Below are 23,320 nucleotides of genomic sequence, written 5' to 3'. Positions count from 1 at the left end.
TGTTTGTCTGTGACGAACGGGGGCTTTTGTCATTCAAAGTCCGGCAGTTCGCTTGGCATCTATTTTTCAGTAATTTGTGGAAAAATACTGAAAAGCCATGAAGTCACTTTTTTCAGTAAAATATAAAAAACTACTGAAAAACCCTATGCCGCCTTTTCCTCTCTACGAGCAGCAAGAACAAGCCTACTGCTCCCAGTTCGCCAATATCGAACAGGCCGCTGCAACTCAGGACAAGGTCCTGATGGGAGCGCCCGGAACGGTTATCGAGCATAAACGGGGCGGGGTCATCTACTACGCCCGTCAGTACATGGGGCCGGAAGGTAAGAAACAGGAGGAGAGCCTTGGCGGTCCAAAGGGTGATCCAGAGGTGGACCGCCGTGTAGAAGACGTGCAGCACCGCATTGATCTGAGCAAGGATCTCATCTCGCGAATCCGCGACCTCGGCAAGTTGGGCTTTCAGCTGGCAGACAATAAGACTTATGCTACCGTCGGCGTTCTTTACAATTACGGCCTATTCGAGGCCGGGGCCGTGCTGGTCGGCTCGCACGCTTACGCCGTGATTCTCAACACGCTTGGCATCAAGGCCGTCTCATACGAGACCGAGGATATCGATATCGCGCGCCGGCATCAGCTCGCACTCGTCAACCTTCCCGAAGGTGGACTGCTCGCAATGCTCAAAGAGACCGGCATTAACTTCGTGCCGGTTCCTTCCATGAAACGCGGTGAGGCATCCACATCGTTTACAGAAGCAGGAAAGTCGCGCTTTCACGTCGATTTGCTGGTTCCCTCGCATGACGACTCGTTTCCCACGGTGCCTGTGGCCGAGCTCAATGCGCATGCCACGGGCTTGCCTTATCTAGCGTACCTGCTAGGCCGGTCTCAGACCGGAACGCTCGTCTCGCGGCATGGTGCTGTGCCTGTACGCGTACCTGACGCGGCCCGCTTTGCAATCCACAAACTACTCGTGTCGCGCCTGCGAACGAACACGCTCGTCAAGTCACAAAAGGACGTGCGTCAGGCGTCGGTATTACTGGCCATGCTCGGCGAACATCGCACCGGCGACATCGAAGACGCCTGCGCCGACCTTCCTCGATCGGCGCGCGCACTCGTGCGCCGCACCTTGCCGGAGGTCGAAGCGCTGATGCTCGACGCCCACGAAGCCGGCTTCGAGGAGCTCGCAACGAGCCTCGCGGCATAGTCCCCTAACAAACTCCCATCTTCTCCTTGCAATTCTGTAAAATTCGCGACACACGCGCTATGGGCGCCCCAGCGTCCCCTCGAAGCGCGTGTTGTGAAGGCGGCGCCACGACCGCTTCCTCCGTTTAAAGACAAGGAAAGACAAAAGCATGACCGACCTATCCGACCAAACCGCCGCCACGGCTTACGACGCACACGACACCCGGCGCCGCATCTTCGCGATCGTTGGCGCTTCATCGGGCAATCTAGTCGAGTGGTTCGACTTCTACGTGTACTCGTTCTGCGCGCTGTATTTCGCGCCGGCCTTCTTCCCGAACGGCAACACCACCACGCAGTTGCTCAATACCGCCGGCGTCTTCGCCGCGGGCTTCCTGATGCGCCCGATCGGTGGCTGGTTCTTCGGCCGGCTCGCCGACAAGCACGGCCGCAAGACCGCGATGATGGTGTCCGTGTTCATGATGTGCGGCGGCTCGCTCGTGATCGCAGTGCTCCCCACGTATGCGCAGATCGGCGCATTGGCGCCGGCGCTGCTGCTGGTCGCGCGCCTGTTCCAGGGCTTGTCGGTGGGCGGTGAATACGGCACCAGCGCGACTTATATGAGTGAAGTCGCACTCAAGGGCCGTCGCGGTTTCTTCGCGTCGTTCCAGTACGTCACGCTGATCGGCGGCCAGTTGTGCGCGCTGCTGGTGCTGGTGGTCCTGCAGCAAACCCTCTCTACCGAAGAACTGAAAGCATGGGGCTGGCGCGTGCCGTTCGTGATCGGTGCGCTAGCGGCACTGGTCGCGCTATATCTGCGTAAATCGCTCGAAGAAACGACCACCGCTGAAACGCGTCAACGCAAGGAAGCGGGCACGCTACGCGGCCTGTGGCAGCACAAAGGTGCATTCGCGACGGTGCTCGGCTTCACGGCCGGCGGCTCGCTGATTTTCTACACGTTCACCACGTACATGCAGAAGTACCTGGTCAACACTGCCGGCATGCATGCCAAGACGGCCAGCAACGTGATGACCGCGGCGCTGTTTGTCTACATGATCATGCAGCCGGCGTTTGGCGCTTTGTCGGACCGTATCGGCCGCCGGCGTTCGATGCTGTTCTTCGGCTTCTTCGCGACCATCGGCACCGTGCCGCTGTTGCACGCGTTGAAAGACGTGACGAGCCCGTATGCGGCATTCGGTCTCGTAGTGGTGGCGCTGGCGATCGTCAGTTTCTATACGTCGATCAGCGGTCTGATCAAGGCCGAAATGTTCCCGCCGGAAGTGCGCGCGCTCGGCGTAGGTCTGTCGTATGCGGTGGCCAATGCGATCTTCGGCGGCTCCGCGGAATACGTCGCGCTGTGGCTGAAGTCGGTGGGTAACGAGTCGATGTTCTATTGGTATGTGACCGTGCTGTGCGCGATCGCCGGCATCGTGTCGCTGCGCATGCGCGATCCTTCGAAAGAGGGGTACCTGCGTCACGAGCCTTGAGCATGGGCAACACGCTCGAACAGCGCGTCTGAGCGCTGCTTGAGAACGGCGGCCAGGGGCAACCCGGCCGCCGTTTTTTTATCGCATCAGCAAATATGGCAGGGCTGGCGCCAAGCGCTCGCTCAAGCCACCACGATCTCCGTTCCCAGCACATGAAGCAGGTCGCGCAGCGCCTCGGCTTGCGCCATCTTCGCATCGCTGCGTAAATGAATCTGCAGCGCGTGCCCTGCGATCCCATCGACGGGATGCGAAAGCCACAACTCCACCGCAAGCCCCAATCCTTCCGGCTGATTGACGACGACCGGCTCGATCACGCGCGGCTTGAAACAGGCACTCTCGGACATGGCGAATCACCTCGGGGCTGATGTCGGTTCAAAGTCCATCCTAATCACCCGCACGCGCAAGACCAAGCGACAAATACGCGTTTGCTAATGAGCGGATGCTTAGCAGAAAACGCGCTTAATACAGGCGCATTTCTTGGTTCGGTACGCGCTCTGCCGCTGCTAACGTGGCGCCCATGCGTGGCAATCGGTGGCACCTCACGGTTGCAACTGATATCGCCGACACGCATCCGTTTCTGAAACATCGCACGCATATTGCACAAGCATCGCGCACAAACAAAGAGATCCATAAAAATGAAATCGAAATTACTCGCTGCCTGGCTAATGACAATGACGGGACTCTCGATGACGGTATCGGGACTCGCCCACGCTGACCGTCTCGACGACATCAGGAAGGCGGGCGTACTGCGCGTCGCGACCTTCGACAGCAACCCGCCGTTCGGGTACGTCGACGCGACCAGCAATCACATCGTCGGTCTCGACGTCGACTACGCGAAAGCGCTCGCCGACAAGCTCGGCGTGAAACTCGAACTGCAACCGACCAATCCGGCCAACCGGATTCCGTTCCTGACTTCGAAGAAAGTGGACCTGGTGCTCGCCAACTTCACAATCACCGACGAGCGTGCCAAACAGGTCGACTTCAGCATTCCATATTTCTCATCGGGTCAGCAGTTCCTGGCGAAGAAGGGCGTGCTGAAGTCGGCGGATCAGATCAACAGCCTGCGGGTGGGTGCCGACAAGGGCACCACCAACGAGATCACGCTGCGCGAGAAATTCCCGCAAGCCACGATCGTCGCGTATGACGACACGCCTTTCGCGTTTGCGGCTTTGCGCGCGGGCAACGTGCAGGCGATCACGCAGGACGGCCCGAAGCTGGTCGGCCTGCTCGCCAACGTGCCGGACAAGCAGAACTATGAGATTCCGGCGTTCACGATTTCGAACGACTACATGGGCGTCGGCATCCCGAAGGGCGAGACGCGCCTTGTCGGCTTCGTGAACGACACGCTCAAGGGACTGGAAGCCGACGGCTCGGCCGCGAAGATCTACAGCCGCTGGTTCGGTCCGCAAACGAAGACGCCGCTCGCGCGCATCTTCAGGATCGGCGACAAGACCTGATCTCCGTGTCGCTGCAGGACCATGAAAAAACGGGCACGTCGGCAACGTGCCCGTCGGTGTTTTCGAAAGAAGCCGGTTTAAAGAAGCAGGTTCAAAGATGCAAGCGTGGCTTGCTCCAAAGTATCTGATGTGGCTGTGGCAAGGTTTCGGTGTAACCGTCGGTCTCGCGTTGACGGCGGCACTCGCGGCCACCTTGTCCGGCTTCGTGCTGGCGATCGCGCGTCATGCCCGGCACGACTGGCTGCGTCGTGCAACGGCGGCCTATGTGCTTGTGTTTCGCAACACGCCGTTGCTGGTGCAACTGTTCTTCTGGTACTTCGGCGCGGCCACGCTGATGCCTGACGCACTGATGCAATGGCTGAATACGCCGCATAGCGTGCACATCGGGGCGTACGCGTCGCGCTGGCCGTCGTTCGAATTTCTCGCCGGATGGGTCGGGCTCACGTGTTATACGGCGGCTTTCATCGCCGAGGAGTTCCAGGCAGGTTTGCGCGGCGTGCCGGCCGGTCAGCATGCTGCGGCCGCGGCCCTTGGGCTCACACCATTGCAGGCGTTCCGTTACGTCGTTTTGCCGCAAGCAGTGCGCATTTCGCTGCCGCCGCTCTTCGGCCAATACATGAATCTCGTGAAAAATTCATCGCTGACCATGGCGATCGGTCTTGCCGAACTGTCGTACGCGTCGCGTCAGGTCGAGACGGAGACCTTCAAAACGTTCGAAGCCTTTGGTGTGGCTACCGTGTTGTATATCGCCGCTGTCGCGTTGATCGAAGCTGTCTCGCATACGGTCGCGCATGCGCGTGACCGATCATTCGCGAGGCGCTGAGCATGACATGGACGCTGTTCGCCCATAACCTGCCGTATCTGCTGGTCGGCGCATTCCCGCAAGGACCGCTCGGCGGCGCGGCGCTTACGCTCGTGCTAGCACTGTGTTCCTCGCTGGCGTCGGCGGTGCTCGGTGTCGCGGGTGGCATTGCGCTGGCGATGGCAGGGCGCATCACCCGTGTGCCCTTGCTACTCGTGATCGGTTTTTTCCGCGCGATTCCGGTGTTGATGCTGATCTTCTGGACGTATTTCCTGTTGCCGGTGGTCTTTCATGTCGATGTGCCCGGACTCGCGACGGTCGTTTGCGCGCTCTCGCTGATCGGCGGCGCGTATCTCGCACATTCGGTGCACGCGGGCATTCGCGCGGTCGGCGACGGTCAGTGGCAAGCCGGGCTATCGCTCGGCCTTACGCGCATGCAAACACTGCGCTACGTGTTGCTGCCGCAGGCGATGCGCATCATGGCGCCTTCGTTCGTGAATCAATGGGTATCGCTGGTGAAGGACACCTCGCTCGCGTATATCGTCGGTGTCGGCGAATTGTCGTTCGTCGCGACGCAGGTCAGCAATCGGCTGATGGTGTATCCCGCGCAAATCTTTTTATTCGTCGGCTTCATCTATCTCGTGTTGTGCACGGCGCTTGACCGCGTCGCCACCTATGCGCTGACACAGCGCAAGCACATCGTGCGACCGCTCGCACCCACCGCCGCGGAGGCATTGTCCGGCGACTAACCGGCTAACCGGCTAGCCTTAAAGCCGCAGCGATGGTTGCCCAACGATCGGGCTCATGGAACCCGTTGCGGCGAAGGCGTGGGCGCTCGCATCAAGTTACGGCTGCGTCACGGGCGCTACCGCACGCCGACGGCCGCACGCGAGAGCATCAGTAGGTGGTAATAGAGCCGCATGCTGAAACCATAGTTGTATGCGAAGAGGTGCGTGAGCGCGATCTTCGACCCGAGCACCGCCTGACGATTCTTCGCATGGACCGAGACGACGATCGGTGCGAGCCGGCGCAGCGCCAGCTTGCGTGACGGTTCCAGTTGCGGCGGCAATTTCAGCGCCTTGACGAACGCATACGCACTGACGGTCGCGGCAACCGTCGTGCCGCGCGTGCTATGCGAGATCGAGGTCGCCGTCTTCCGATACACCGACACGTATTCGTGCAGATAGAACACCTTGCGTGCAGCGAGACAGAGTTCGGTGCCGAACACGAAATCGCAGCACATGCCGTAGTTATCCTTGTAGCCAATCCGTTTGACAAGGTCTGCGTTGGCCATCCAACCGTTGTTCGGGAACATCTGGATCAGCCCGCATCTGCCCGGCAACGCCTGTAAGCCTTCAGCGTCCTTCGTGCGGCGAAACGCAGTGTTCAGGCGCGTACTCGCGTCGAAGTCGATGGCACCGCTGTGATCGGCCTCGTACTGATCGGCGAACGCCACCTCCAGTTCCGGATGACGTGCCCATAGCGACACGAGCTTTTCGACGCCGTCGGCGGTGAGCAGGTCGTCGTCATGAATCAGCAGGATCTTGTCGCCGCTCGCGCGCTTGAACAGGCTAGCGACATTGCGCGCCTGGCCGAGCGGTGGCTGGTTTTTTGCATAGCGGACGCGCGGTTCGTTCGCATAGCGCGCCGTGATCAATTGCTGGGTGCGGGCGTCCTTCGAATCGTCGCCGATTACGATTTCCAGATTTCCATAGGTCTGCACAAGGCAGGAATCGATGCACGCCGCGATCAGGTCGGGACGGTTGCAGGTGGGCAGACAGATCGAAACTTTGGGGGAGTGAGAGGAGGGTGAGGAACTGGACATGAGCGTCGCCTTTTTTATCTGTTAAGGGGCGGCAGCCGGTTCGCGTGGCGCACACATCGCTGCATGCAGAAAAATAGTCCATCACGCCAAAAAAATAATTGGTAATAATTCGGAAAAAATGTCTGCCTTCTGAAAGGGTTTAGAAGGGAAAAATTATGCGGCTTTGCCGCCTAAACGCAGCAAAGCCGCTCGCAGACTAGCGCTTGATATTTCAACTGACTGACGGTTCGCCCTCGCCAGGTTTCTTTCCCGGCCGGTCGGCGGGAGACTGATTGCGTCCCTCATCGTTGCGCTCGGGCAGTGCCCTTTTACAATCAACACCTTGACCGCGCCCCACATTCAGCGCACCGTGGAGAAGGAAAAACCACGGGAGCGTGACATGTCCCTCAACTTCCCGAACCCAAGCCGCAGCTACGACGCCTTCCATCACTGCGTCAATTTCTGGGGCTACGACAACGCCCGCGAAATTGCTTTCACTGTCAACGATTCGGTCATTTCGAATCTGAGCCCGAGCGTCGGCTCTGACGAACCGGCAGTGCTGGCGGCCTTTGACCGTCATCGCGAGCAAATCCTCGCGCTCGCTCGCGGTCTGTATGTCGGCGGTCCGCAAAACCGGTATACGATTGCTTGAAACAGCGCGGCGCGTCCAAACGGACCTGCCATGCGCCGCCACGCCGATGCCCCAGTAGTTGCCGCTCGTTAGCTTTGGGTAGGCTATCGTGCTCACCCAGCCGAGATTCAGGCGGCCGGTTCGCGTATCGAGCCGCCAGTCAGCGAAACGATGAACTCGAAGAATGCCCGTACCTTCGCCGGTGGATGATGCCGCGAAGGATAGAGCGCATACAGCGGATAAACCTCGTCGCCCCAGTCGGGAAACAGTTCGACCAGTTTGCCGGTGGCGAGCAACGACTCGGCGCCGAGCGCGAGAATCTGCGCGACACCCTGGCCCGCGGCGCACACGCTATGTAAGGTGCCGACGTCGTTCACGGTCAGGCTGCCTTGCGGTGTAATCACGATCTTCTTGCGTCCGCGATGAAACTCCCAGCTGAACGGGTAACCCGTTAGGGGATCACGGAACTTGATGCACACGTGTTTGCCGCCTTCGAGTTCGGCCGGGCTCGCCGGATGTCCATGTTTCCTCAGATACGACGGCGCAGCCACGGTCAGAATCCGCGTGTCGATCAGCTTACGTGCAATCAGCGTTGAAACCGGCGGGTCGCCGAAACGGATCGCCAGATCGAAACCGTCGGCGACCATATCGCCTAACTGGTCACGCGTGATCAACTCGAGTTGCAGATCGGCGTGTTTATCGATGAAGCTGCCGAGCCTCGGCCCCAGTACGAGACGCGAAAAGAACGGGTCCATGTTCACGCGCAAACGTCCGCGAACCGCAGTCGCACCCTGAGCCGCCGAAGCCGCCGCTTCTTCGAGTCCACCGAGCAGCGGCACGATCTGTTCGTAAAAGCGCCGGCCTTCGTCCGTCAGCGTGACCGAGCGGGTGGTGCGGTCGAATAGGCGGATGCCAAGGCGTGTTTCGAGCCGTGCAACCGAACGGCTGACCCCGGATTGCGACATATCGAGCGCAACGCCTGCCGCCGCAAAACTGCCGCAGTCGACGATCGCGGTCAGCACGCCCATGCCGTTCAGCATGCGCTCGTCAAATGGCATGTGATATTCCTTTGTTATGCATTAATGCGTGACATGCTAACGCGAAACACCGTTTGAATTCATGCGCAGGCATCGGGAAACGCCGCCTGTCCGAGCGGATCGGGTCAAAGCGTGTGAGGGGTTTTCCGGCATCCGTTTTGCGGATTGAAACAGGCTATTCAGCGCCCCGCGCCCTGGGTCGCCTGGCCACGCACGTCGCGCGTGACGGGCGCCTCGTCGAGATGGCGAAACACCCATGCGGACACCAGCGTGATGATGCCCACGCAGATGAAGCTCAGGCGGAACCCGAGCGCAGCCGATCCCCATTGCGCCGAGAACAGATTCACCAGCCCGCCGCCGATCGAGACGCCCAGTCCGATCGCCAGCATCTGCACCATCGAAAAGAGGCTGTTGCCGCTGCCGGCATCCTCATGCGAGAGGCCTTTGAGCGTGACGCTATTCATCGCCGCGAATTGCATGGAGTTGGCGCCGCCGAACACAGCCAGAATCACGATCTCGACGATGAGCGGCGTACCACGCGTAATCAATGCGAACGCAACGATCGCCGACCCCACGATCACCGTGTTGACGAGCAGGAACGTGTCATAGCCATAGCGGCGCACGAGCGGCGCAATCCAGCGTTTGGTGAGGGTGCCGGCCAGTGCGGCGGGCAGCATCATCAGGCCGGAATGCAGCGGCGAGTAGCCGAGCTGCAATTGCAGCAGCAACGGCACCAGGAACGGTACGGCGCTCGAGCCGATGCGGCACACCAGGTTGCCGATCAGGCCGACGCTAAAATTCGGCTCGCTGAAGAGCGAGAGTTTGAAGAGCGGATTGCTACGGCGCCTCGCGTGCGGAATGTAGGCGAGCGCGCTGACCACAGCGAGCGCGAAGAGACCCGCCGACACCGCCGCGCGGTGCGTCTCGACCGGCGCGTCGACGGCCAGCGAAAACGCGATCATGCACAGCGACAGCAGCCCACAACCGACGAAGTCGAACGGCGGCGCCTCGGCTTCGCCATGCGCCGGCAAAAACCGCTGTACCGCATAGAGACCGAATGCACCGATCGGCACATTGATCAGAAAGATCCAGTGCCACGTGATGGCCTCAACGAACCAGCCGCCGAGCGTCGGACCGGCGATCGGCCCCAACTGGCCGGCAATCGAAATGAACGCGAGCGCCGACACGTATTGCTCGCTCGAGACGCTGCGCAGGACGGCGAGCCGGCCGATCGGCAGCAGCATCGAGCCACCCAGCCCTTGCAGAACCCGCGCCATGACCAGTTGGCCGAGCGTATGCGCGCTCGCACAGCAGATCGATCCGAGCACGAACACGAGGATCGCCACGAAATAGACACGCCGCGTGCCGAAGCGGTCGGCGAGCCAGCCCGAAGCGGGGGTGAGCATCGCCATCGTCAGCGTATAGGCGACCACGATCGGCTGCATCGCGAGGGGCGCGACGTGCAGGCTGTGCGCAATCGACGGCAACGCGGTGTTGACGATCGTCGTGTCGAGCGACTGCATGAAAAAGCCGGCGGCGACGATCCAGAGCAGTGCGGTCTGGGCGGAATCCTTGTTCATGGTCAATCGGGCTACGAGGGCGGTGGGGCGGACAGACCGGCGGCTCCGCCGCCCGGAGCAATCCAATCGTTGGGGGGATTCGGTCATCATATTGACATCGTCGTCAATCGGGAACCCCACTAGCGGCGCTGACTGTTATCGACTTTGCCGATAACCAGGGCGACAATGATCCATGCTCAATCCCATCTGGCTCAAGACCTTCGCAACCGTCGCAGCCTGCCATAGCTTCACCGAGGCAGGGCGGCAACTCGATCTCACGCAGTCGAGCGTCAGCGAACATATCCGTCGGCTCGAACAGAGCGTCGGGCGGCGCCTGTTCGTGCGCGACACCCATTCGCTCGCGATGACCCCGGACGGCGAGGCCATGCTCGCGCACGCCAGTGTGATCCTGCAAGCACTCGCACGGGCCGAGTCGCAGTTTCGCGCACCGCGCCTGAAAGGGCGCGTGCGGCTCGGTTCATCGGACGACGTCGCGCTCGGGCCGCTGCCTACGGTGCTGGCGGCTTTTCGCGACGCGCATCCCGATGTCGAGCTGGAAATCACGATCGGCATGACCGGCAAGCTGTATGAGTTGCTGGACGCCGGGTCGATCGATCTGCTGGTCGGCAAGCGCCGTCTGGGTGACCGGCGCGGTGTGCCGCTTTTCACGGGGCGGTTGGAGTGGCTGGCGCGCATCGGCACGCGGGTCGATCTCAGTCAGCCGTTGCCGTTGATTCTGGTCGCCGAGCCGAGCGTGACGCGCGCAGTGGTGCTCGATGCCCTCGCCGAGGCCGGTTTTAGCTGGCAGGTGGTGTGCACGAGCAGCAGCCACGCGGGCTGCATCGCGGCCGCGCGCGGCGGGCTCGGCATTACGGTTCGTCCACAGTATCTGGCGGCGCGGGGCCTCGCGCTGCCGCTCAACGCGGCCAGTCTGCCGACGCTGCCATCGGTCGAATTTATCGCGCTGGCCGCCAAACGGCTTAGCCGTCCGGCGGGCACGTTGCTGCAATTACTGCACGACAGCGATTTGCGTGGGTCGTGGATTGGCGAGTGAAGCCGTAGGCGTTTGTTGCGCGCTTGCCGCGCCTCGCGAATTTAATTTTTTACTGTCAGGGCGAATCGCTATACTTTCCATATGCGGTTGTTATGTCCATATGTGGAACATAAATCGTCAAAACAGAAAGAAATAGCCACGTGAAAGGCCGCGGGACACGCCGCCTTTCACGCGTGCGCGGGGGCCCCACGTCACGAGCCAAAGAGCCAGGCCGACCAGCGCTACAAAAGAGACAACAACCACGATGACCAAAAACCTGACCATCAATCTACGGATCGCGATCACCATCGCGTTTCTCGGCGTGCTGCTGATTGCCACCGGCGCGCTCGGCATCCTTGGGATGGACGAGAGCAACGAGGCGCAGCGCGACGCTTACACGGTGCATTTCGCGTCGGTCGTGGCGCTCGGTAAATCGGGCACGGCAATGTCCCGCGCACGCTTCGGCCTCGACTGGGCAATGAGTAATCCCCATTCGCCGCAATTGAGCGCGCAACTCGACCGCGCCCGCATGCTGCTCGCCGATTCGGACAAGTGGTGGAACAGCTTTCGCGATCTGCCGAAAACGCCTGAACTGCAACGTCTCACCGACGATCTCGACGCGAAGCGCACCGCTGTGCGGCGCGACGCGATCGACAAACTGGTCGATGCCATTCGCACGGGCGACGCAACCTGGATGGACGAAAACCGCGCGAATCATCTGATTGGTCTCTACACGGCAATGAACACGAGTCAAAGCGCGCTGGAGGACTATCTGAACCAGCAGGCGAGCGACGCGAGCGAGCGCTCAGCCACGCTGTTTCACACGCTGCTGGTTGCGTGTATCGGCAGCGTTCTGGTGGGTCTGACGGTGGCGTTCGTCAGTTGGCGCACGTTGCGTCGCGCGATCATGGGGCCGCTGAACGACGCGCTGCGCCAGTTCGATGCCATCGCCGCCGGCGAATTGACCACGCACGTGCCAATCCGCTCGAACGACGAAATGGCGACGCTGCTGCGCGGTGTTGCATCCATGCAGGACAAGCTTGGCGCTACCGTTACCACTGTCCGCGCCGGCTCGCACTCGATCGCTTCGTCGACGCAACAGATTGCTGCGGGCAATCTCGATCTGTCGCAACGCACGGAGGAGCAGGCGGCGTCGCTGGAGGAAACGGCGGCCGCGATGGAACAACTCACGTCGACCGTGCAACTGAACGCCGAGAACGCACACCATGCAAGCGAGCTGGCGCTGCGCGCTTCGGAGATGGCCGCGCGGGGACGCAGTTCGGTCGGTAGCATGGTCGAGACGATGCGTGTGATCCACGCGGGGTCGTCGAAGATGACCGGGATCATTACCGCGATTGAAGGCATCGCGTTTCAGACCAATATCCTCGCGCTGAACGCGGCCGTCGAAGCCGCGCGCGCGGGTGAAGAAGGACGCGGCTTCGCCGTGGTGGCGGGCGAGGTGCGCAGTCTCGCGCAACGTTCGGCCGCCGCAGCGAAGGAAATCGGCACGCTGATCGCGGAATCGACTTCGCGCGTCGAGAGCGGCGCCGGGCTCGTCAATGAAGCGGGCGACACGATGCAGGAAATCGAAGCGGCAATCGAGCGCGTGGCACGGATCGTCGGCGAGATTGCGGCCGCCTCGAAAGAGCAGAGCGAAGGCATCAGGCAGGTGAGCCTCGCTGTCACGCAGATGGATGAGGTCACGCAGCACAATGCCGCGCTGGTCGAAGAAAGCGCGGCGACAGCGAACTCACTGGCGGATCAGGCACGGCAATTGAGCGAATTGACCGCGGCCTTCAAAGTCGCACGCGATGCGGCAGCGCGCGAGTCCGCGCCTGCTGAACCCAAGCGTCCTTACGGCATGTAATGGCATCGTTGCCGGGCTTCCGGCGATTCTGTATGGTGGATCATCGACCTACCCGAAGAGATCCCGAATGACGGCCACCGCAGACCACCTTCCGCAACCGATTCGCTCCGATGTCCTGATTGTCGGCGCCGGCCCTGTGGGCCTCTTTGCCGCTTTCGAAGCGGGTGTGATCGGGCTGTCATGCCAGATTGTCGATGGACTCGACAAGGTAGGCGGGCAGTGTATCGAGCTCTATCCGGACAAGCCGATCTACGACATTCCCGCGATTCCCTCGTGTACCGCACGCGAGCTGGTCGAGCGTTTGATGGTGCAATGCAAGCCGTTCGATGTGCCGATCCACCTCGAGCAACGGGTCGAGTCAGTCGAGCAGCGCGACGACGGGCGCTGGACCGTGCGCACCGACCGCGGCCTGCTATTCGACGTGGCGGCAATTCTGCTTGCCGCAGGCAACGGTGCGTTCGTGCCGCAGAAGCTGGCGCTGGCCGAAGCCGTGCCGCTGGAATCGCGTCACGTGCACTACAGTGTGAAACGTCTCGCGGATTTCGCCGATAAGACGGTGGTGGTGGCCGGCGGCGGCGATTCCGCACTCGACTGGGCGCTGGCGTTGCGCAAGGTCGCGCGGCGCGTGACGCTGGTGCATCGTCGCAACGGCTTCAGCGCGACGGATTCGAGTGTCGAGTCGATGCGGCGGGCGGTGAAGGCGGGGGAGATGGACTTCATCGTCGGCGCGATTTCCGGGCTTAACGTCGAGGGCGATGCGTTGAAATCGATCGCGCTTCGGCATATTGAAGGCGAAACGCAGCTCGACACCGAGCAACTCGTCGTGCTGTACGGATTGGTCGCCGATCTTGGACCGATCGCGCGATGGGATCTGTCTATCCACGGTGGCCGCGTCGATGTGGATACGTCCAACTACGAAAGTTCGCGGCCCGGCATCTTCGCCGTCGGCGACATCGCCAACTATCCGAACAAACAGAAGCTGATCCTGTCCGGTTTTCACGAGGCGTCGCTGGCGCTGCGCAAGGCGTATACGTACGCCTATCCGGAGAAAAAGCGAGTGCACGTTCATTCCAGTTATGACGCGAAGCTGGCGGAAAAGGTCGGGGCGGCGGGGTGAAGGTCCACCGAAGTGCCGACGCGGTAAGGTTGGACAACAGCCGAATCAGGCGAGTGAGCCGGTGTATGCTGTTTGAACAGACCCATTGACCCTTCTGGCTATGAACGAACTCGACGCCCGCTCCGCAGATGACGACGGGGCTGCCAACGTATCGCACTCGCTTCGTGCGAAGCCATCCGTCGAGGTCGATTACTGGGCGCTGGTCCAGTCGATCGAAGACTACGCAATCTTCCTGCTGGATCCAACCGGGCATATTGTCAGCTGGAATGCCGGCGCGCAGAAGCTGAAGGGCTACGCGGCGCACGAGATCATCGGCGAGCACTTCTCGCGTTTCTATTGTGCAGAAGCCGTGGCGCGCGGCTGGCCAGCTTATGAGTTGCAGCAGGCAGCGTTAACCGGCCGCTTTGAAGACGAAGGTTGGCGGGTTCGCAAAGACGGCACGACCTTCTGGTGCAACGTGGTCATCACGGCGGTGCGCAACAAGGCGGGTGTGCTGACCGGTTTCGCCAAGATTACCCGCGATCTGACCGCGCAGCGCGAGTATCTGGAAGCGTTGCGGCAAAGCGAAGAGCGCTTCCGTCTGCTGGTCGATAACGTGAAAGACTACGCGATCTTCATGCTCGATCCGGACGGTTATATTGTGAGCTGGAACGCAGGCGCGGCGCGCATCAAAGGCTATTCGCGCGACGAAATCATCGGCCGGCATTTCTCGACGTTCTATCCGCGTGAAGAAGCGGCGGCCGGCAAGCCTGCACGCGAACTGGCGATCGCGCGGCAGGTTGGCCGTGTCGAAGACGAAGGCTGGCGCGTGCGCAAGGACGGCACGACCTTCTGGGCCAACGTCAACATCACCGCCGTGTATGACGAATCGAACCAGCTGCGTGGGTTCGCCAAGGTCACGCGCGATCTGACCGAGCGCCGTGAGCGTGAAGAGTTGGAGCGCTCCGGCGAGCGCATGCGCAAGTTTCTCGCAACGCTCGCCCATGAGTTGCGCAATCCGCTCGCGCCGGTGCGCAACGCGGTCGGCGTGATGCAACTGGAAGCGGGTCTGAGTCCTACTCTGGCGCGCTCACGCGATCTGATCGACCGCCAGGTCACCCATCTCACGCGTCTCGTCGACGATTTGCTCGACGTCGGCCGCATCATGTCGGACAAGGTCGAATTGCGCATTGCGCGTGTCGATCTGGCTGAAGTGGTGGCGCGCGCGATCGAAGCGGCGCGGCCGTTTACCGATTCGCGGGAGCAGAGTGTGGCGCCGCACATGCCGGCCGAGCCGCTGATCGTCGACGGAGACACGACGCGGCTCGTGCAGGTGCTGCAAAACCTGTTGCACAACGCGTCGAAGTTTTCGCCGACCGGCAGCCGCATCGAGATCTTCGGGCGCATCGATCACCAAATGGCCGTGCTGGAGGTGCGCGACCATGGCCGCGGCATTCCGGTGCGTGCGCTGGATGCGATCTTCGAGTTGTTCGCGCAGGAAAAGGATAGCCAAAGCGCGGGCGAGGGAGGCTTGGGCATCGGCCTCACGTTGTGCAGATCGCTGGTCGAAATGCATGGCGGCAGCATCATCGCGAGCAGCGAGGGAGCGGGGTGCGGCAGTTCGTTTACGTTCAGTTTGCCGCTTACCGCAGCGCCTTCCGGCGAACAGGCAGATCAGGCCGGTACGGCAGGAGGCGCAGTATCCCCGTTGCGAATTCTGCTGGTGGACGATAATCGCGACTCCGCCGACAGCCTCGCCATGCTGCTTGAACTCAAAGGCCACGAAGTCCGCATTGCCTACGACGGTCCACAGGCGCTCGAAGTCGCGCCGCGCCTCGCGCCCCACCTTGCGTTAATCGACCTTGCGATGCCCAAAATGGACGGGTACGCAACGCTCGCGGCGCTGCGCAAAATGCCCGCCTTGGCCGATACGTTGTTCGCCACCATGACCGGCTTCGGTCACGCAAGCGATCGCGAGCAGACTCGGGCGGCCGGTTTTGATGCCCACCTCGTCAAGCCGGTGGAACTCGCGCTATTCGAAGCGTTGCTCGAGCAGGCGCAAGCGCGGCGCCGGCCGCGCGGTCCCGGCTAGTCCTGAGCGGGTGGCTTTTTACCCTCGGCCGCCTCGCGAGATATCTTCACCGGCGCGATGCGGCATGCGCAAGGTGACCGGAATCGACGCGAACGAGCACAAGCCCACTACCAGAAACGCGGGCCAGAAATCCGACCACATGATGCCCGGATGTCCGTGCAGCACGCGCGAAATCTGCAGCACGATACCGCCCACCGTCACGCCCAGGCCGAGCGACATCTGCTGCACGACGCTGCCGAGACTCGTGGCGCGCCCCACATCGCGGCTGGCGATTTCCGCGTAGGTCAGCGAGTTGAGACTCGTAAATTGCAGCGCGGGGAAGAAGCCGCCGAGCAACACGACGAACCAGATGATCCAGGTCGGCGTGCCGGGAAAAAAGAGTCCGCACGCCGCGATTGATATCCCTGACAGCGCCGCGTTCACCACCAGCACCGAACGGAAGCCGAAGCGATGCAGCACGCGCGAGGCGAATGTGCGCATGAACATGCCGCCGAACGCCGACGCGCAGGTGATCAGGCCGGATTCGAATGCGCTCATGCCGTGTCCTTCCTGCAGCATCAGCGGCAGCAGAAAGGGCAGTGCGCCGAGGCCGATGCGAAACAGCGACCCGCCGAGCACGCTCGCCTGAAACGTCGGTACTTTGAAAAAGCGCAGATCGAGCAGCGGAAGTTTGACGCGCTGAGCGTACGCGACGTAGCCCACCAGCAGAACCGCGCCGCTCGCGCACATGCCGAAGGCGTTCTGATTCGACATGAGTTCGCCGCCGACAAGCGACAGTCCGAGCAGAAGCAGCACCGCGCCGGCCGCGGACAGAAAAAACCCGATCCAGTCGAGCGGTCCCGGATCCGGTTCGCGCGTGTTGGCGATATGCCGGTTGGTCAGATAGATACCGAGAATGCCGATCGGTACATTGATGAAGAAGATCAGCCGCCAGTGCAGATAAGTGGTGATGAAGCCGCCGAGCAGCGGCCCGGCGGCCGGTCCGAGCAGCGCGGGGACGCTCAGATAGTTCATCGCGCGGATGAAGTCGGACTTGTGGACCACGCGGAAGATGATGATCCGCCCGACCGGCACCATCATCGCGCCGCCGACGCCTTGCACGAAGCGGGCGAGGGTGAAGGTGGCGAGCGAGTTCGACGCGGCGCACAAGAGCGAGCCGGTCACGAAGATGCCGATTGCCGTGCGGAAAATCGTGCGTGCGCCGAAGCGATCCGCGAGCCAGCCGCATACCGGAATAAATACGCCGAGACCCAGCACGTAGCTCGTCACCGCGATTTTCAGTGTGACCGGATCGCGCCCGAAGTCGCGCGCCATGGCAGGCAAGGCGGTGACGATCACATTCGCATCGACGCTTTCCATGAACATCGCACACGCGACGATGAGTGGCGCAATCAGGGCTTTCTGGACGACGGTCATGACGGGCGGGAGGTCTGCGGCGGACGGTCGCAGGCAAAGGCGTCATTATTGCACCTGTACGGTGTGGATGGTTAATAGCGCGGCGCTCGATGCTGCCCCTTTTTGAGATTGCGCGGATCGCGGATGTGACCGTCGTGCAACATGTCCGCGACATTATTGATATTTGTTGCGGTGCGGTACGAGTGGACTATAATCGGGTTATTGCCTAGGTATAAACCCTATACAGGAGTCCACCATGAACACCGCTTCCAACGTCGCTACCGCCCGTACTGCTGCCGCCACTAACAACACGTGGCTGGGCAAGCTGCGCGCACTGGCTCTGCACGCGCTGAACCTGCATCTGCAAAACTGCGCCGTAATCGCTGAAGCGCATCGTCGCCCGCAGTAAACGTTCGAGCCAGCACGGACGCTCGCGGCAAAGCGCGGCGCCAGCCGCCGGACTGCCCGCACGTGTAGCCGGATTGTCTCCGGGGCTTCCGCGTGGCGAGCAACCGACGGTATCTATTGTTACCGGTCCGGAATCTCGAACACCAGACAGGTCGTCGTGGCATGCGCATAGAGCGTGCCGTCGGGGCCGACAAGGCGGGCTTCCGCCGTCGCCAGTTGCCGTCCACAATGAATCACCTTGCCTTCGGCGCGCACGCGTTGCACGCGCGGTGTCACCGCTTTCACGTAATTCACACTGAGCTCGGCAGTGGTATAGCCGCGGCCCGGCGGCATCATCGTGTGTACCGAGCAGCCTAGTGCGGAGTCGAGCAGGGTGGCGATCCAGCCCCCATGCACGGTCCCCAGCGGATTTAGATGCTGCGCGAGCGGGGTGCCCTGAAACACCGCGTGTCCCGCTCTGACTTCGACGATCGTAAAGTCGAGCGTGCGTGCGATCGCGGCGTAGGGCAGTTCCGCGTTCATCATTGCCTGCATGACTTCCAGTCCGGTCTTGCCCGCCACCTGTTCGGGGCTTGCGACACCGGGGCCAGGGCCTGCGTTAAGCGCCGCCAAAACTTCCTGCTCGCGTGCGAGCCAGCGTTCGAGTTGATTTTCGTTCGTCAATCCGTGTCTCCTGTCCTGAAGGAAGCGTGCTTCGGAATCGATGCATCGTCATCGATTAGAGCATCAAACCGCTTCAGGGCGCTGGAGCGCCGCCTCTGGATCGCCGGTACGCACCGCGCCCGTGTCGTTCACCGGGGGACGGATTGCCCGTGCGTTACTCGTTGGCACGATGTCGAATCTTCGTCTCGCGATCTTCAATAAACGTTTAAAATCCTGCCTCTTGTCGAGCGCAGCGGTCCTCATCAGCACGGCAAACCAATCGGCAATATCGACCGTTTTACTGGCACAAATTGCTCTGTCATGCCGCGAAGCGCGTTCAGCTTCAATTGCCGGCCAAGGTTAAAACCCGACGAATTGACTGACATTGGCTGACGCTGTCAACCTTTTCAACACTTTGCCGTTATCCATTTGTAATCGCCGTGGTAAGGCGACGCCGTGGCAGACGATCCGTCGCCACGACAGCTCTACGCAAGGCCCGCATTGACCATATTCCACCGATATAACGATAAATTCGACCGGCTAGGCACGATGTTCGACCGTGCATCGAAGGCGCTTGGCAAACGGAGCATCCTCTCGCCCGTGCTCGCACTCGTCATTTGCGGGCTGTTGCTGGTCGTCTTGCAACATCTCTCGCAAGCGGTCGACTATCGCTCGATCATGCACCAGTTGCGTCACCTGACGGCAGGCGAGTGGGCGGCGGCGCTCGGCGCGACCGCGCTCAGCTATATCGCGCTGGTCGGCCGCGACGCAGTCGGCTTGCGCTACCTGGGTGCCGCCGTGCCGCGCTCGGCGCTGTGGATCGGCGCGACCGCGGGCTCCGCGCTCGGCAATGCAACCGGCTTCGGCGCTTTGACGGGTGGCGCCGTGCGTGCGCGCGTCTACGCGGTGTCGAACGTTACGCCCGCGCAGATCGGCCGCATGACCGTGTTCACGAGCGTTTCGCTGGCGCTCGCGCTGGTGCTGATGACGGCGCTCGGCATGGTGTGGCTCGCCGACCCGCTGGCGGCGATGCTGCATCTTCCGCCGCTCACGCTGCGTTGGGGCGGTGCAGCGTTGCTCGTCGTGCTCGCACTCGCGGCTGCGGCCTGCCGTCGCGACACGCGCCCGATCCGCACGCGCTGGCAGTGGTTGTCATTCGATATCCCGGCGCGTCGCGACCTGCTCGCGCAAGTGGCCCTCGCCGTACTCGACGTGGTGGCCGCAGGCCTCGCGTTGTGGGCACTGCTGCCGCATGCGGACGTCAGTTTCGTGACCTTCATCACCGTCTATGCCGCCGCCATGCTGCTCGGCATGATCGGCCACACGCCGGGCGGTGTCGGCGTGTTCGAAGCGGCGATGGTGTTCACGCTGAACGGCAGCGTGCAAACGCATCAGATGGTCGCGGCACTGCTCGCTTATCGCGCAATTTACTTCGGCGTCCCATTGATCGTTTCGGCGGCGCTGCTCGCCGGCTTCGAAGGCCGCGCGCTAAAAAGCCGTTTGCCGCTGCGGCACGCGGCAGGCGCGTATAAACTCGCGCCGCTATTCCTGAGCCTCGTGACGTTCGTGGTCGGCGGCATGCTGGTGATTTCCAGCGCGACGCCGGCGTTCTGGCATCGCATCCGGATTCTGCGCGACGTGCTGCCGCTGTGGGTGCTCGAAAGCTCGCAGATGCTGTGCAGCGTGCTCGGCGTGCTGCTGTTGTTCGTCGCGCGTGGTTTGCTGCGGCGTCTGGATGCCGCGTGGTGGATGACCTTGCTGCTGGCGGTGCTGAGCCTCGCGCTGTCGCTGACCAAAGGTCTTGCGTTCGTGGAAGCGGGCGTGCTCGGCATACTGATCGCGCTCCTGCTGTCCACGCGCCGCCGCTTCAACCGTCATTCGTCGCTGTTCGCCGAGCGCTTTACGGCGGGCTGGCTGGTATCGGTGGCGATGGTACTCGCGCTCGCCGTCTGGGTGATGCTGTTTGCGTTCCGCGACGTGCCCTACACGCAAGATCTGTGGTGGCAATTCGCTTTCGACGAACGTGCACCGCGTGCGTTGCGCGCGACACTCGCCGCCAGTCTGTTCGCCGCGACGTTCGCGTTCTGGCAGTTGCTGCGCCCCGCGGCGGGCCGTTTCGTCATGCCCGCTCCGCAAGATCTGCACGACGCGGCCCGGATCGTGCGCGCCCAGGAGCGCAGCGACGCCGGTCTTGCGCTGATGGGCGACAAGAGCTTCCTCTTTTCCGAATCGCGCGAAGCCTTTTTGATGTACGCGAAAAATGGCCGCACGTGGGCCGCGCTGCACGATCCGGTCGGTCCGCGCGAGGAGTGGGCCGGGCTGATCAGCAAGTTCGTCGCACTCGCGCATGCGCATGGCGGCCGCGCGGCGTTCTATCAGGTGCGGGCCAACGCCTTGCCGCTCTACCTCGACGCCGGTCTCACGCTGATGAAGCTCGGCGAAGAAGCCCACGTGGTGCTCGACGATTTCGACCTGAAGGGCTCGCACCGCGCGCATCTTCGCTATGCGCTCAAGCGTGGTGATCGTGATGGCTTTAGCGTCGAAGTGATCGATCAGGCCGATGTGCCTGCGTCGCTCGAGACGCTGCGTGAAATCTCCGACGGCTGGCTCGATAGCCGCGACGCGCGCGAAAAGAGTTTTTCGGTGGCGGCGTTTACCGACGAGTACCTCGCCGCGCAATCCGTGATGCTGGTGCGCCAGAACGGCGAGCCAGCCGCTTTCGTGACTTTCATGACGACCGATATGAATACCGAAGCGACGGTCGGCGTGATGCGGCACGTGGAAAGCGCGTCGCCGTATGCGATGGAATATCTGTTCACCCAACTGGCGCTGCATCTGAAGCAGGCGGGTTTCCGCTCGCTCAGCCTCGGTATCGCGCCGCTCTCCGGCATGCAGCCGACACCGCTCGCGTCGCGTTGGCATCGGCTGGCAGGCATCGTGTGGCGCTTCGGCGGCCGCTTCTATAACTTCCGCGGACTGCGCGCTTTCAAGAGCAAGTTCCAGCCGCATTGGGAGCCGCGCTATCTCGCGGCGTCGGGTTCGGTGGGTGTGTTCTTCACACTCGCGGACCTGTCATTGCTGGCAGGAGGCCGGCGTTCATGACATTGCATCCGTTTTTCAAGCTCGCCGCTGCGGCGAGCCTCGTTGTTTGCAGCGCGACCACGTTTGCTGCGACCACTACCGTGTCTGGCGGCCGCTATGGCGACGTCACGGTGACGCAACCGGCCGGCCCCTTGCGCGGCTTTGTGGTGCTTTACTCCGCGGCCGGCGGATGGAGTGCCGCCGATCAGCAAACCGCCGATGCGCTCGCCAAGTCCGGTGCGTTGACCGTTGGCGTGGATACGGCGCGCTACGCGGCCAATCTGAGCGAGAAAAAAGAGGCCTGCCATCAACTGGTGGGCGACGCTGAATCCTTGAGCCATCAACTCGAACGGCAATCGCAATCGAGCCGCTATTTCGCGCCGATCGTCGCGGGTACGGGGCAGGGCGCGACGCTTGCGATGCATGTGCTCGAACAGGCGCCGTCGAATACGGTTGCCGGTGCGGTCTCGGTGGATTCAGAGCGCAATCTGGATGCGCGCTTTCAACCGTGCCCGCCGGACCCGACGATCATCCGCGACAAGGTGCCGGGCTTCGTCGAAAAGGCGGCGCCGGGCAACGGCGATCGCACGCGACTCGTTGCCATGGTCACGCAGCACTTGCAGACGGCGTCGACGAGCGACGACGACGTCTCCGATCTGCCGCTGATCGAGTTGCCCGCGGCGCATCCGAACGGGTTGATGGCGATCGTTATTTCCGGCGACGGTGGCTGGCGCGATCTCGACAAGACCATCTCTCTTGCCTTGCAGAAAGATGGCGTCTCGGTGATCGGCATCGACAGCCTGCGCTATTTCTGGAGCGAAAAGACCCCGGCGCAGACGAGCCGCGATCTCGCGCGCGTAATGCAGACTTACGCGGCGCGCTGGCACGCGGAGCACATTGCGCTCGTCGGCTATTCGTTCGGCGCCGACGTGATGCCGTTCGCCTATAACCGCCTGCCTGAAGCGTTGCGTGCGAAAGTGTCGCTGATTGCACTGTTAGGCTTCGCGCCCGACGTCGATTTCCAGATCCGTGTGGGCGGCTGGCTCGGTATGCCGGCGAGCGATAAGGCATTGAAGGTGCAGCCCGAATTGGTGCGTGTGCCGCCCGCGATCGTGCAGTGCTTCTATGGTGAGGACGAGAAGGACACCTTGTGTCCGGCGTTGACCAAAACCGGTGTTGAGGTGATTCGCACATCGGGCGATCATCACTTCGGCCGCGATTACAACGCGTTGGAGCGGCGCATTCTGGACGCCTTCAGGAAGCAGAGCGGCATGCGCAATTAGTCCGTCTGTATGACGCGCGTCGTAAGCAGCGGCGTGCAGTTCGCAGCCGACGGGCGCTGCCCGATGTAACGAGCAGGGATTGACAAAGCCCGTCAAGTCAACGAAGATCGAACGCATGAACTGCCTCGACATCCGTATTGCGCTGATTATTAGCACCATTCATCGAATGGTGGGTTAGCGCGCGTCTGATAGCAGTGACACGCAGTGACAAAAACCCGCCCCACGAGGCGGGTTTTTTATGTCCGCTTTCTGCCTGCCTCCTGGTGACCTCTCTGTTGATTTGCCCTTGCCGTTCAGGAGCTTGCCTTGCCGTTACACGAACTCAAACAGGTGGCCGAAGCCGCTGACAGCGTGGCGCTGCGCCACGACTACCTGAAGAAAACCCTGACCGCGCGCGTCTACGACGTGGCCCGCGAGACCGAACTCGAACGCGCGCCGAATCTGTCGGCACGCCTTTCCAATCCGGTTTATCT

General features: G+C 61.9%; 19 protein-coding genes and 1 pseudogene. 14 read left to right on the top strand and 6 right to left on the bottom strand.

From position 1 onward, the window contains the following. Positions 1-97 precede the first annotated feature (97 nt). Entirely contained in the window at positions 98-1,198 is a 1,101-nt protein-coding gene (locus KHO31_RS00100; protein WP_236061503.1) for a GSU2403 family nucleotidyltransferase fold protein, read from the top strand. A 148-nt stretch (positions 1,199-1,346) separates the two neighbouring features. Beyond that, a complete protein-coding gene (locus KHO31_RS00095; RefSeq protein WP_201081874.1) occupies positions 1,347-2,660 on the top strand; it encodes an MFS family transporter in 1,314 nt (437 codons plus the stop codon). Between the two features lie 122 nt (positions 2,661-2,782). Here KHO31_RS00095 and KHO31_RS00090 read toward each other — a convergent pair whose 3' ends face one another. Next, entirely contained in the window at positions 2,783-3,004 is a 222-nt protein-coding gene (locus KHO31_RS00090) for a hypothetical protein (protein WP_201081872.1), read from the bottom strand. Positions 3,005-3,295: 291 nt separating this feature from the next. Here KHO31_RS00090 and KHO31_RS00085 point away from each other — a divergent pair, with 291 nt between their 5' ends. The 3 genes from KHO31_RS00085 to KHO31_RS00075 all read left to right on the top strand — a co-directional run bounded on the left by KHO31_RS00085 (position 3,296) and on the right by KHO31_RS00075 (position 5,668). After that, positions 3,296-4,117: an ABC transporter substrate-binding protein gene (locus tag KHO31_RS00085; protein ID WP_201081870.1), complete on the top strand. Its 822-nt coding sequence runs from the start codon at positions 3,296-3,298 to the stop codon at positions 4,115-4,117. Between the two features lie 97 nt (positions 4,118-4,214). Further along, positions 4,215-4,940 carry an amino acid ABC transporter permease gene (locus KHO31_RS00080; protein WP_211622438.1) on the top strand — a complete coding sequence of 242 codons (726 nt, stop codon included), beginning with the start codon at positions 4,215-4,217 and terminating at the stop codon, positions 4,938-4,940. Positions 4,941-4,942: 2 nt separating this feature from the next. Beyond that, a complete protein-coding gene (locus KHO31_RS00075; RefSeq protein WP_211622436.1) occupies positions 4,943-5,668 on the top strand; it encodes an amino acid ABC transporter permease in 726 nt (241 codons plus the stop codon). Positions 5,669-5,784: 116 nt separating this feature from the next. Here the strand turns inward: KHO31_RS00075 and KHO31_RS00070 are convergent, their stop codons facing one another. Beyond that, a complete protein-coding gene (locus KHO31_RS00070; protein WP_201081864.1) occupies positions 5,785-6,744 on the bottom strand; it encodes a glycosyltransferase family 2 protein in 960 nt (319 codons plus the stop codon). Positions 6,745-7,123: 379 nt separating this feature from the next. Between KHO31_RS00070 and KHO31_RS00065 the strand changes: the two genes are divergently transcribed. Then, the gene (locus tag KHO31_RS00065; RefSeq protein WP_201081860.1) at positions 7,124-7,375 is read left to right on the top strand and encodes a DUF1488 family protein; all 252 of its coding nucleotides are present in this window, start codon (positions 7,124-7,126) and stop codon (positions 7,373-7,375) included. Positions 7,376-7,482: 107 nt separating this feature from the next. Here KHO31_RS00065 and KHO31_RS00060 read toward each other — a convergent pair whose 3' ends face one another. Beyond that, the gene (locus tag KHO31_RS00060; RefSeq protein ID WP_201081858.1) at positions 7,483-8,412 is read right to left on the bottom strand and encodes a LysR family transcriptional regulator; all 930 of its coding nucleotides are present in this window, start codon (positions 8,410-8,412) and stop codon (positions 7,483-7,485) included. A 158-nt stretch (positions 8,413-8,570) separates the two neighbouring features. Further along, a complete protein-coding gene (locus KHO31_RS00055) occupies positions 8,571-9,971 on the bottom strand; it encodes a DHA2 family efflux MFS transporter permease subunit (RefSeq protein ID WP_201123743.1) in 1,401 nt (466 codons plus the stop codon). A 172-nt stretch (positions 9,972-10,143) separates the two neighbouring features. On the opposite strand from KHO31_RS00055, the gene KHO31_RS00050 reads away from it, so the two are divergent. The 4 genes from KHO31_RS00050 (at position 10,144) to KHO31_RS00035 (ending at position 16,038) form a co-directional block, all read left to right on the top strand. Then, positions 10,144-11,004 carry a LysR family transcriptional regulator gene (locus KHO31_RS00050; RefSeq protein WP_211622434.1) on the top strand — a complete coding sequence of 287 codons (861 nt, stop codon included), beginning with the start codon at positions 10,144-10,146 and terminating at the stop codon, positions 11,002-11,004. Between the two features lie 244 nt (positions 11,005-11,248). Then, entirely contained in the window at positions 11,249-12,850 is a 1,602-nt protein-coding gene (locus KHO31_RS00045) for a methyl-accepting chemotaxis protein (protein WP_201123747.1), read from the top strand. 67 nt (positions 12,851-12,917) lie between these two features. Then, positions 12,918-13,967, top strand: coding sequence for an NAD(P)/FAD-dependent oxidoreductase (locus KHO31_RS00040; protein ID WP_211622432.1), 1,050 nt, complete (start codon positions 12,918-12,920; stop codon positions 13,965-13,967). A gap of 100 nt (positions 13,968-14,067) precedes the next feature. Beyond that, on the top strand, positions 14,068-16,038 hold the full coding sequence (locus tag KHO31_RS00035; RefSeq protein WP_211622430.1) for a PAS domain-containing hybrid sensor histidine kinase/response regulator: 1,971 nt from the start codon (positions 14,068-14,070) through the stop codon (positions 16,036-16,038). Between the two features lie 18 nt (positions 16,039-16,056). On the opposite strand, the gene KHO31_RS00030 is transcribed toward KHO31_RS00035, so the two are convergent. After that, positions 16,057-17,454: an MFS transporter gene (locus tag KHO31_RS00030; protein WP_201080118.1), complete on the bottom strand. Its 1,398-nt coding sequence runs from the start codon at positions 17,452-17,454 to the stop codon at positions 16,057-16,059. 235 nt (positions 17,455-17,689) lie between these two features. Here KHO31_RS00030 and KHO31_RS00025 point away from each other — a divergent pair, with 235 nt between their 5' ends. Continuing rightward, a complete protein-coding gene (locus KHO31_RS00025) occupies positions 17,690-17,842 on the top strand; it encodes a hypothetical protein (protein ID WP_201080120.1) in 153 nt (50 codons plus the stop codon). Between the two features lie 119 nt (positions 17,843-17,961). Here the strand turns inward: KHO31_RS00025 and KHO31_RS00020 are convergent, their stop codons facing one another. Further along, positions 17,962-18,504 carry a PaaI family thioesterase gene (locus tag KHO31_RS00020; protein ID WP_201080122.1) on the bottom strand — a complete coding sequence of 181 codons (543 nt, stop codon included), beginning with the start codon at positions 18,502-18,504 and terminating at the stop codon, positions 17,962-17,964. Positions 18,505-19,032: 528 nt separating this feature from the next. Between KHO31_RS00020 and mprF the strand changes: the two genes are divergently transcribed. From mprF to KHO31_RS00005, 3 genes and pseudogenes are all read left to right on the top strand, one after another. After that, positions 19,033-21,585 carry a bifunctional lysylphosphatidylglycerol flippase/synthetase MprF gene (gene mprF / locus KHO31_RS00015; protein WP_236061515.1) on the top strand — a complete coding sequence of 851 codons (2,553 nt, stop codon included), beginning with the start codon at positions 19,033-19,035 and terminating at the stop codon, positions 21,583-21,585. Then, the gene (locus KHO31_RS00010; RefSeq protein ID WP_211622428.1) at positions 21,582-22,847 is read left to right on the top strand and encodes a virulence factor family protein; all 1,266 of its coding nucleotides are present in this window, start codon (positions 21,582-21,584) and stop codon (positions 22,845-22,847) included. The genes mprF and KHO31_RS00010 overlap by 4 nt, the downstream gene beginning before the upstream one ends. Positions 22,848-23,153: 306 nt before the next feature. Next, positions 23,154-23,320: pseudogene (locus KHO31_RS00005) on the top strand (threonine ammonia-lyase, biosynthetic); the annotation flags it as partial.

It is taken from the genome of Paraburkholderia domus, from assembly GCF_905220705.1.
Classification (GTDB): domain Bacteria; phylum Pseudomonadota; class Gammaproteobacteria; order Burkholderiales; family Burkholderiaceae; genus Paraburkholderia; species Paraburkholderia domus.
Note: the sequence above shows the minus strand (reverse complement) of the source record. Positions and strands in the feature narration are given on the sequence as shown.

Excerpts from the sequence above, each read along its gene's own strand:
- KHO31_RS00025 (WP_201080120.1), top strand. The coding sequence starts at position 17,690 with ATGAACACCGCTTCCAACGTCGCTACCGCCCGTACTGCTGCCGCCACT.
- KHO31_RS00100 (WP_236061503.1), top strand. The coding sequence starts at position 98 with ATGAAGTCACTTTTTTCAGTAAAATATAAAAAACTACTGAAAAACCCT.
- KHO31_RS00035 (WP_211622430.1), top strand. The coding sequence starts at position 14,068 with ATGAACGAACTCGACGCCCGCTCCGCAGATGACGACGGGGCTGCCAAC.
- KHO31_RS00055 (WP_201123743.1), bottom strand. The coding sequence starts at position 9,971 with ATGAACAAGGATTCCGCCCAGACCGCACTGCTCTGGATCGTCGCCGCC.
- KHO31_RS00075 (WP_211622436.1), top strand. The coding sequence starts at position 4,943 with ATGACATGGACGCTGTTCGCCCATAACCTGCCGTATCTGCTGGTCGGC.
- KHO31_RS00050 (WP_211622434.1), top strand. The coding sequence starts at position 10,144 with ATGCTCAATCCCATCTGGCTCAAGACCTTCGCAACCGTCGCAGCCTGC.
- KHO31_RS00065 (WP_201081860.1), top strand. The coding sequence starts at position 7,124 with ATGTCCCTCAACTTCCCGAACCCAAGCCGCAGCTACGACGCCTTCCAT.
- KHO31_RS00060 (WP_201081858.1), bottom strand. The coding sequence starts at position 8,412 with ATGCCATTTGACGAGCGCATGCTGAACGGCATGGGCGTGCTGACCGCG.
- KHO31_RS00010 (WP_211622428.1), top strand. The coding sequence starts at position 21,582 with ATGACATTGCATCCGTTTTTCAAGCTCGCCGCTGCGGCGAGCCTCGTT.
- KHO31_RS00040 (WP_211622432.1), top strand. The coding sequence starts at position 12,918 with ATGACGGCCACCGCAGACCACCTTCCGCAACCGATTCGCTCCGATGTC.
- KHO31_RS00085 (WP_201081870.1), top strand. The coding sequence starts at position 3,296 with ATGAAATCGAAATTACTCGCTGCCTGGCTAATGACAATGACGGGACTC.
- KHO31_RS00045 (WP_201123747.1), top strand. The coding sequence starts at position 11,249 with ATGACCAAAAACCTGACCATCAATCTACGGATCGCGATCACCATCGCG.
- KHO31_RS00070 (WP_201081864.1), bottom strand. The coding sequence starts at position 6,744 with ATGTCCAGTTCCTCACCCTCCTCTCACTCCCCCAAAGTTTCGATCTGT.
- KHO31_RS00030 (WP_201080118.1), bottom strand. The coding sequence starts at position 17,454 with ATGACCGTCGTCCAGAAAGCCCTGATTGCGCCACTCATCGTCGCGTGT.
- KHO31_RS00080 (WP_211622438.1), top strand. The coding sequence starts at position 4,215 with ATGCAAGCGTGGCTTGCTCCAAAGTATCTGATGTGGCTGTGGCAAGGT.
- KHO31_RS00095 (WP_201081874.1), top strand. The coding sequence starts at position 1,347 with ATGACCGACCTATCCGACCAAACCGCCGCCACGGCTTACGACGCACAC.
- KHO31_RS00090 (WP_201081872.1), bottom strand. The coding sequence starts at position 3,004 with ATGTCCGAGAGTGCCTGTTTCAAGCCGCGCGTGATCGAGCCGGTCGTC.
- mprF (WP_236061515.1), top strand. The coding sequence starts at position 19,033 with ATGTTCGACCGTGCATCGAAGGCGCTTGGCAAACGGAGCATCCTCTCG.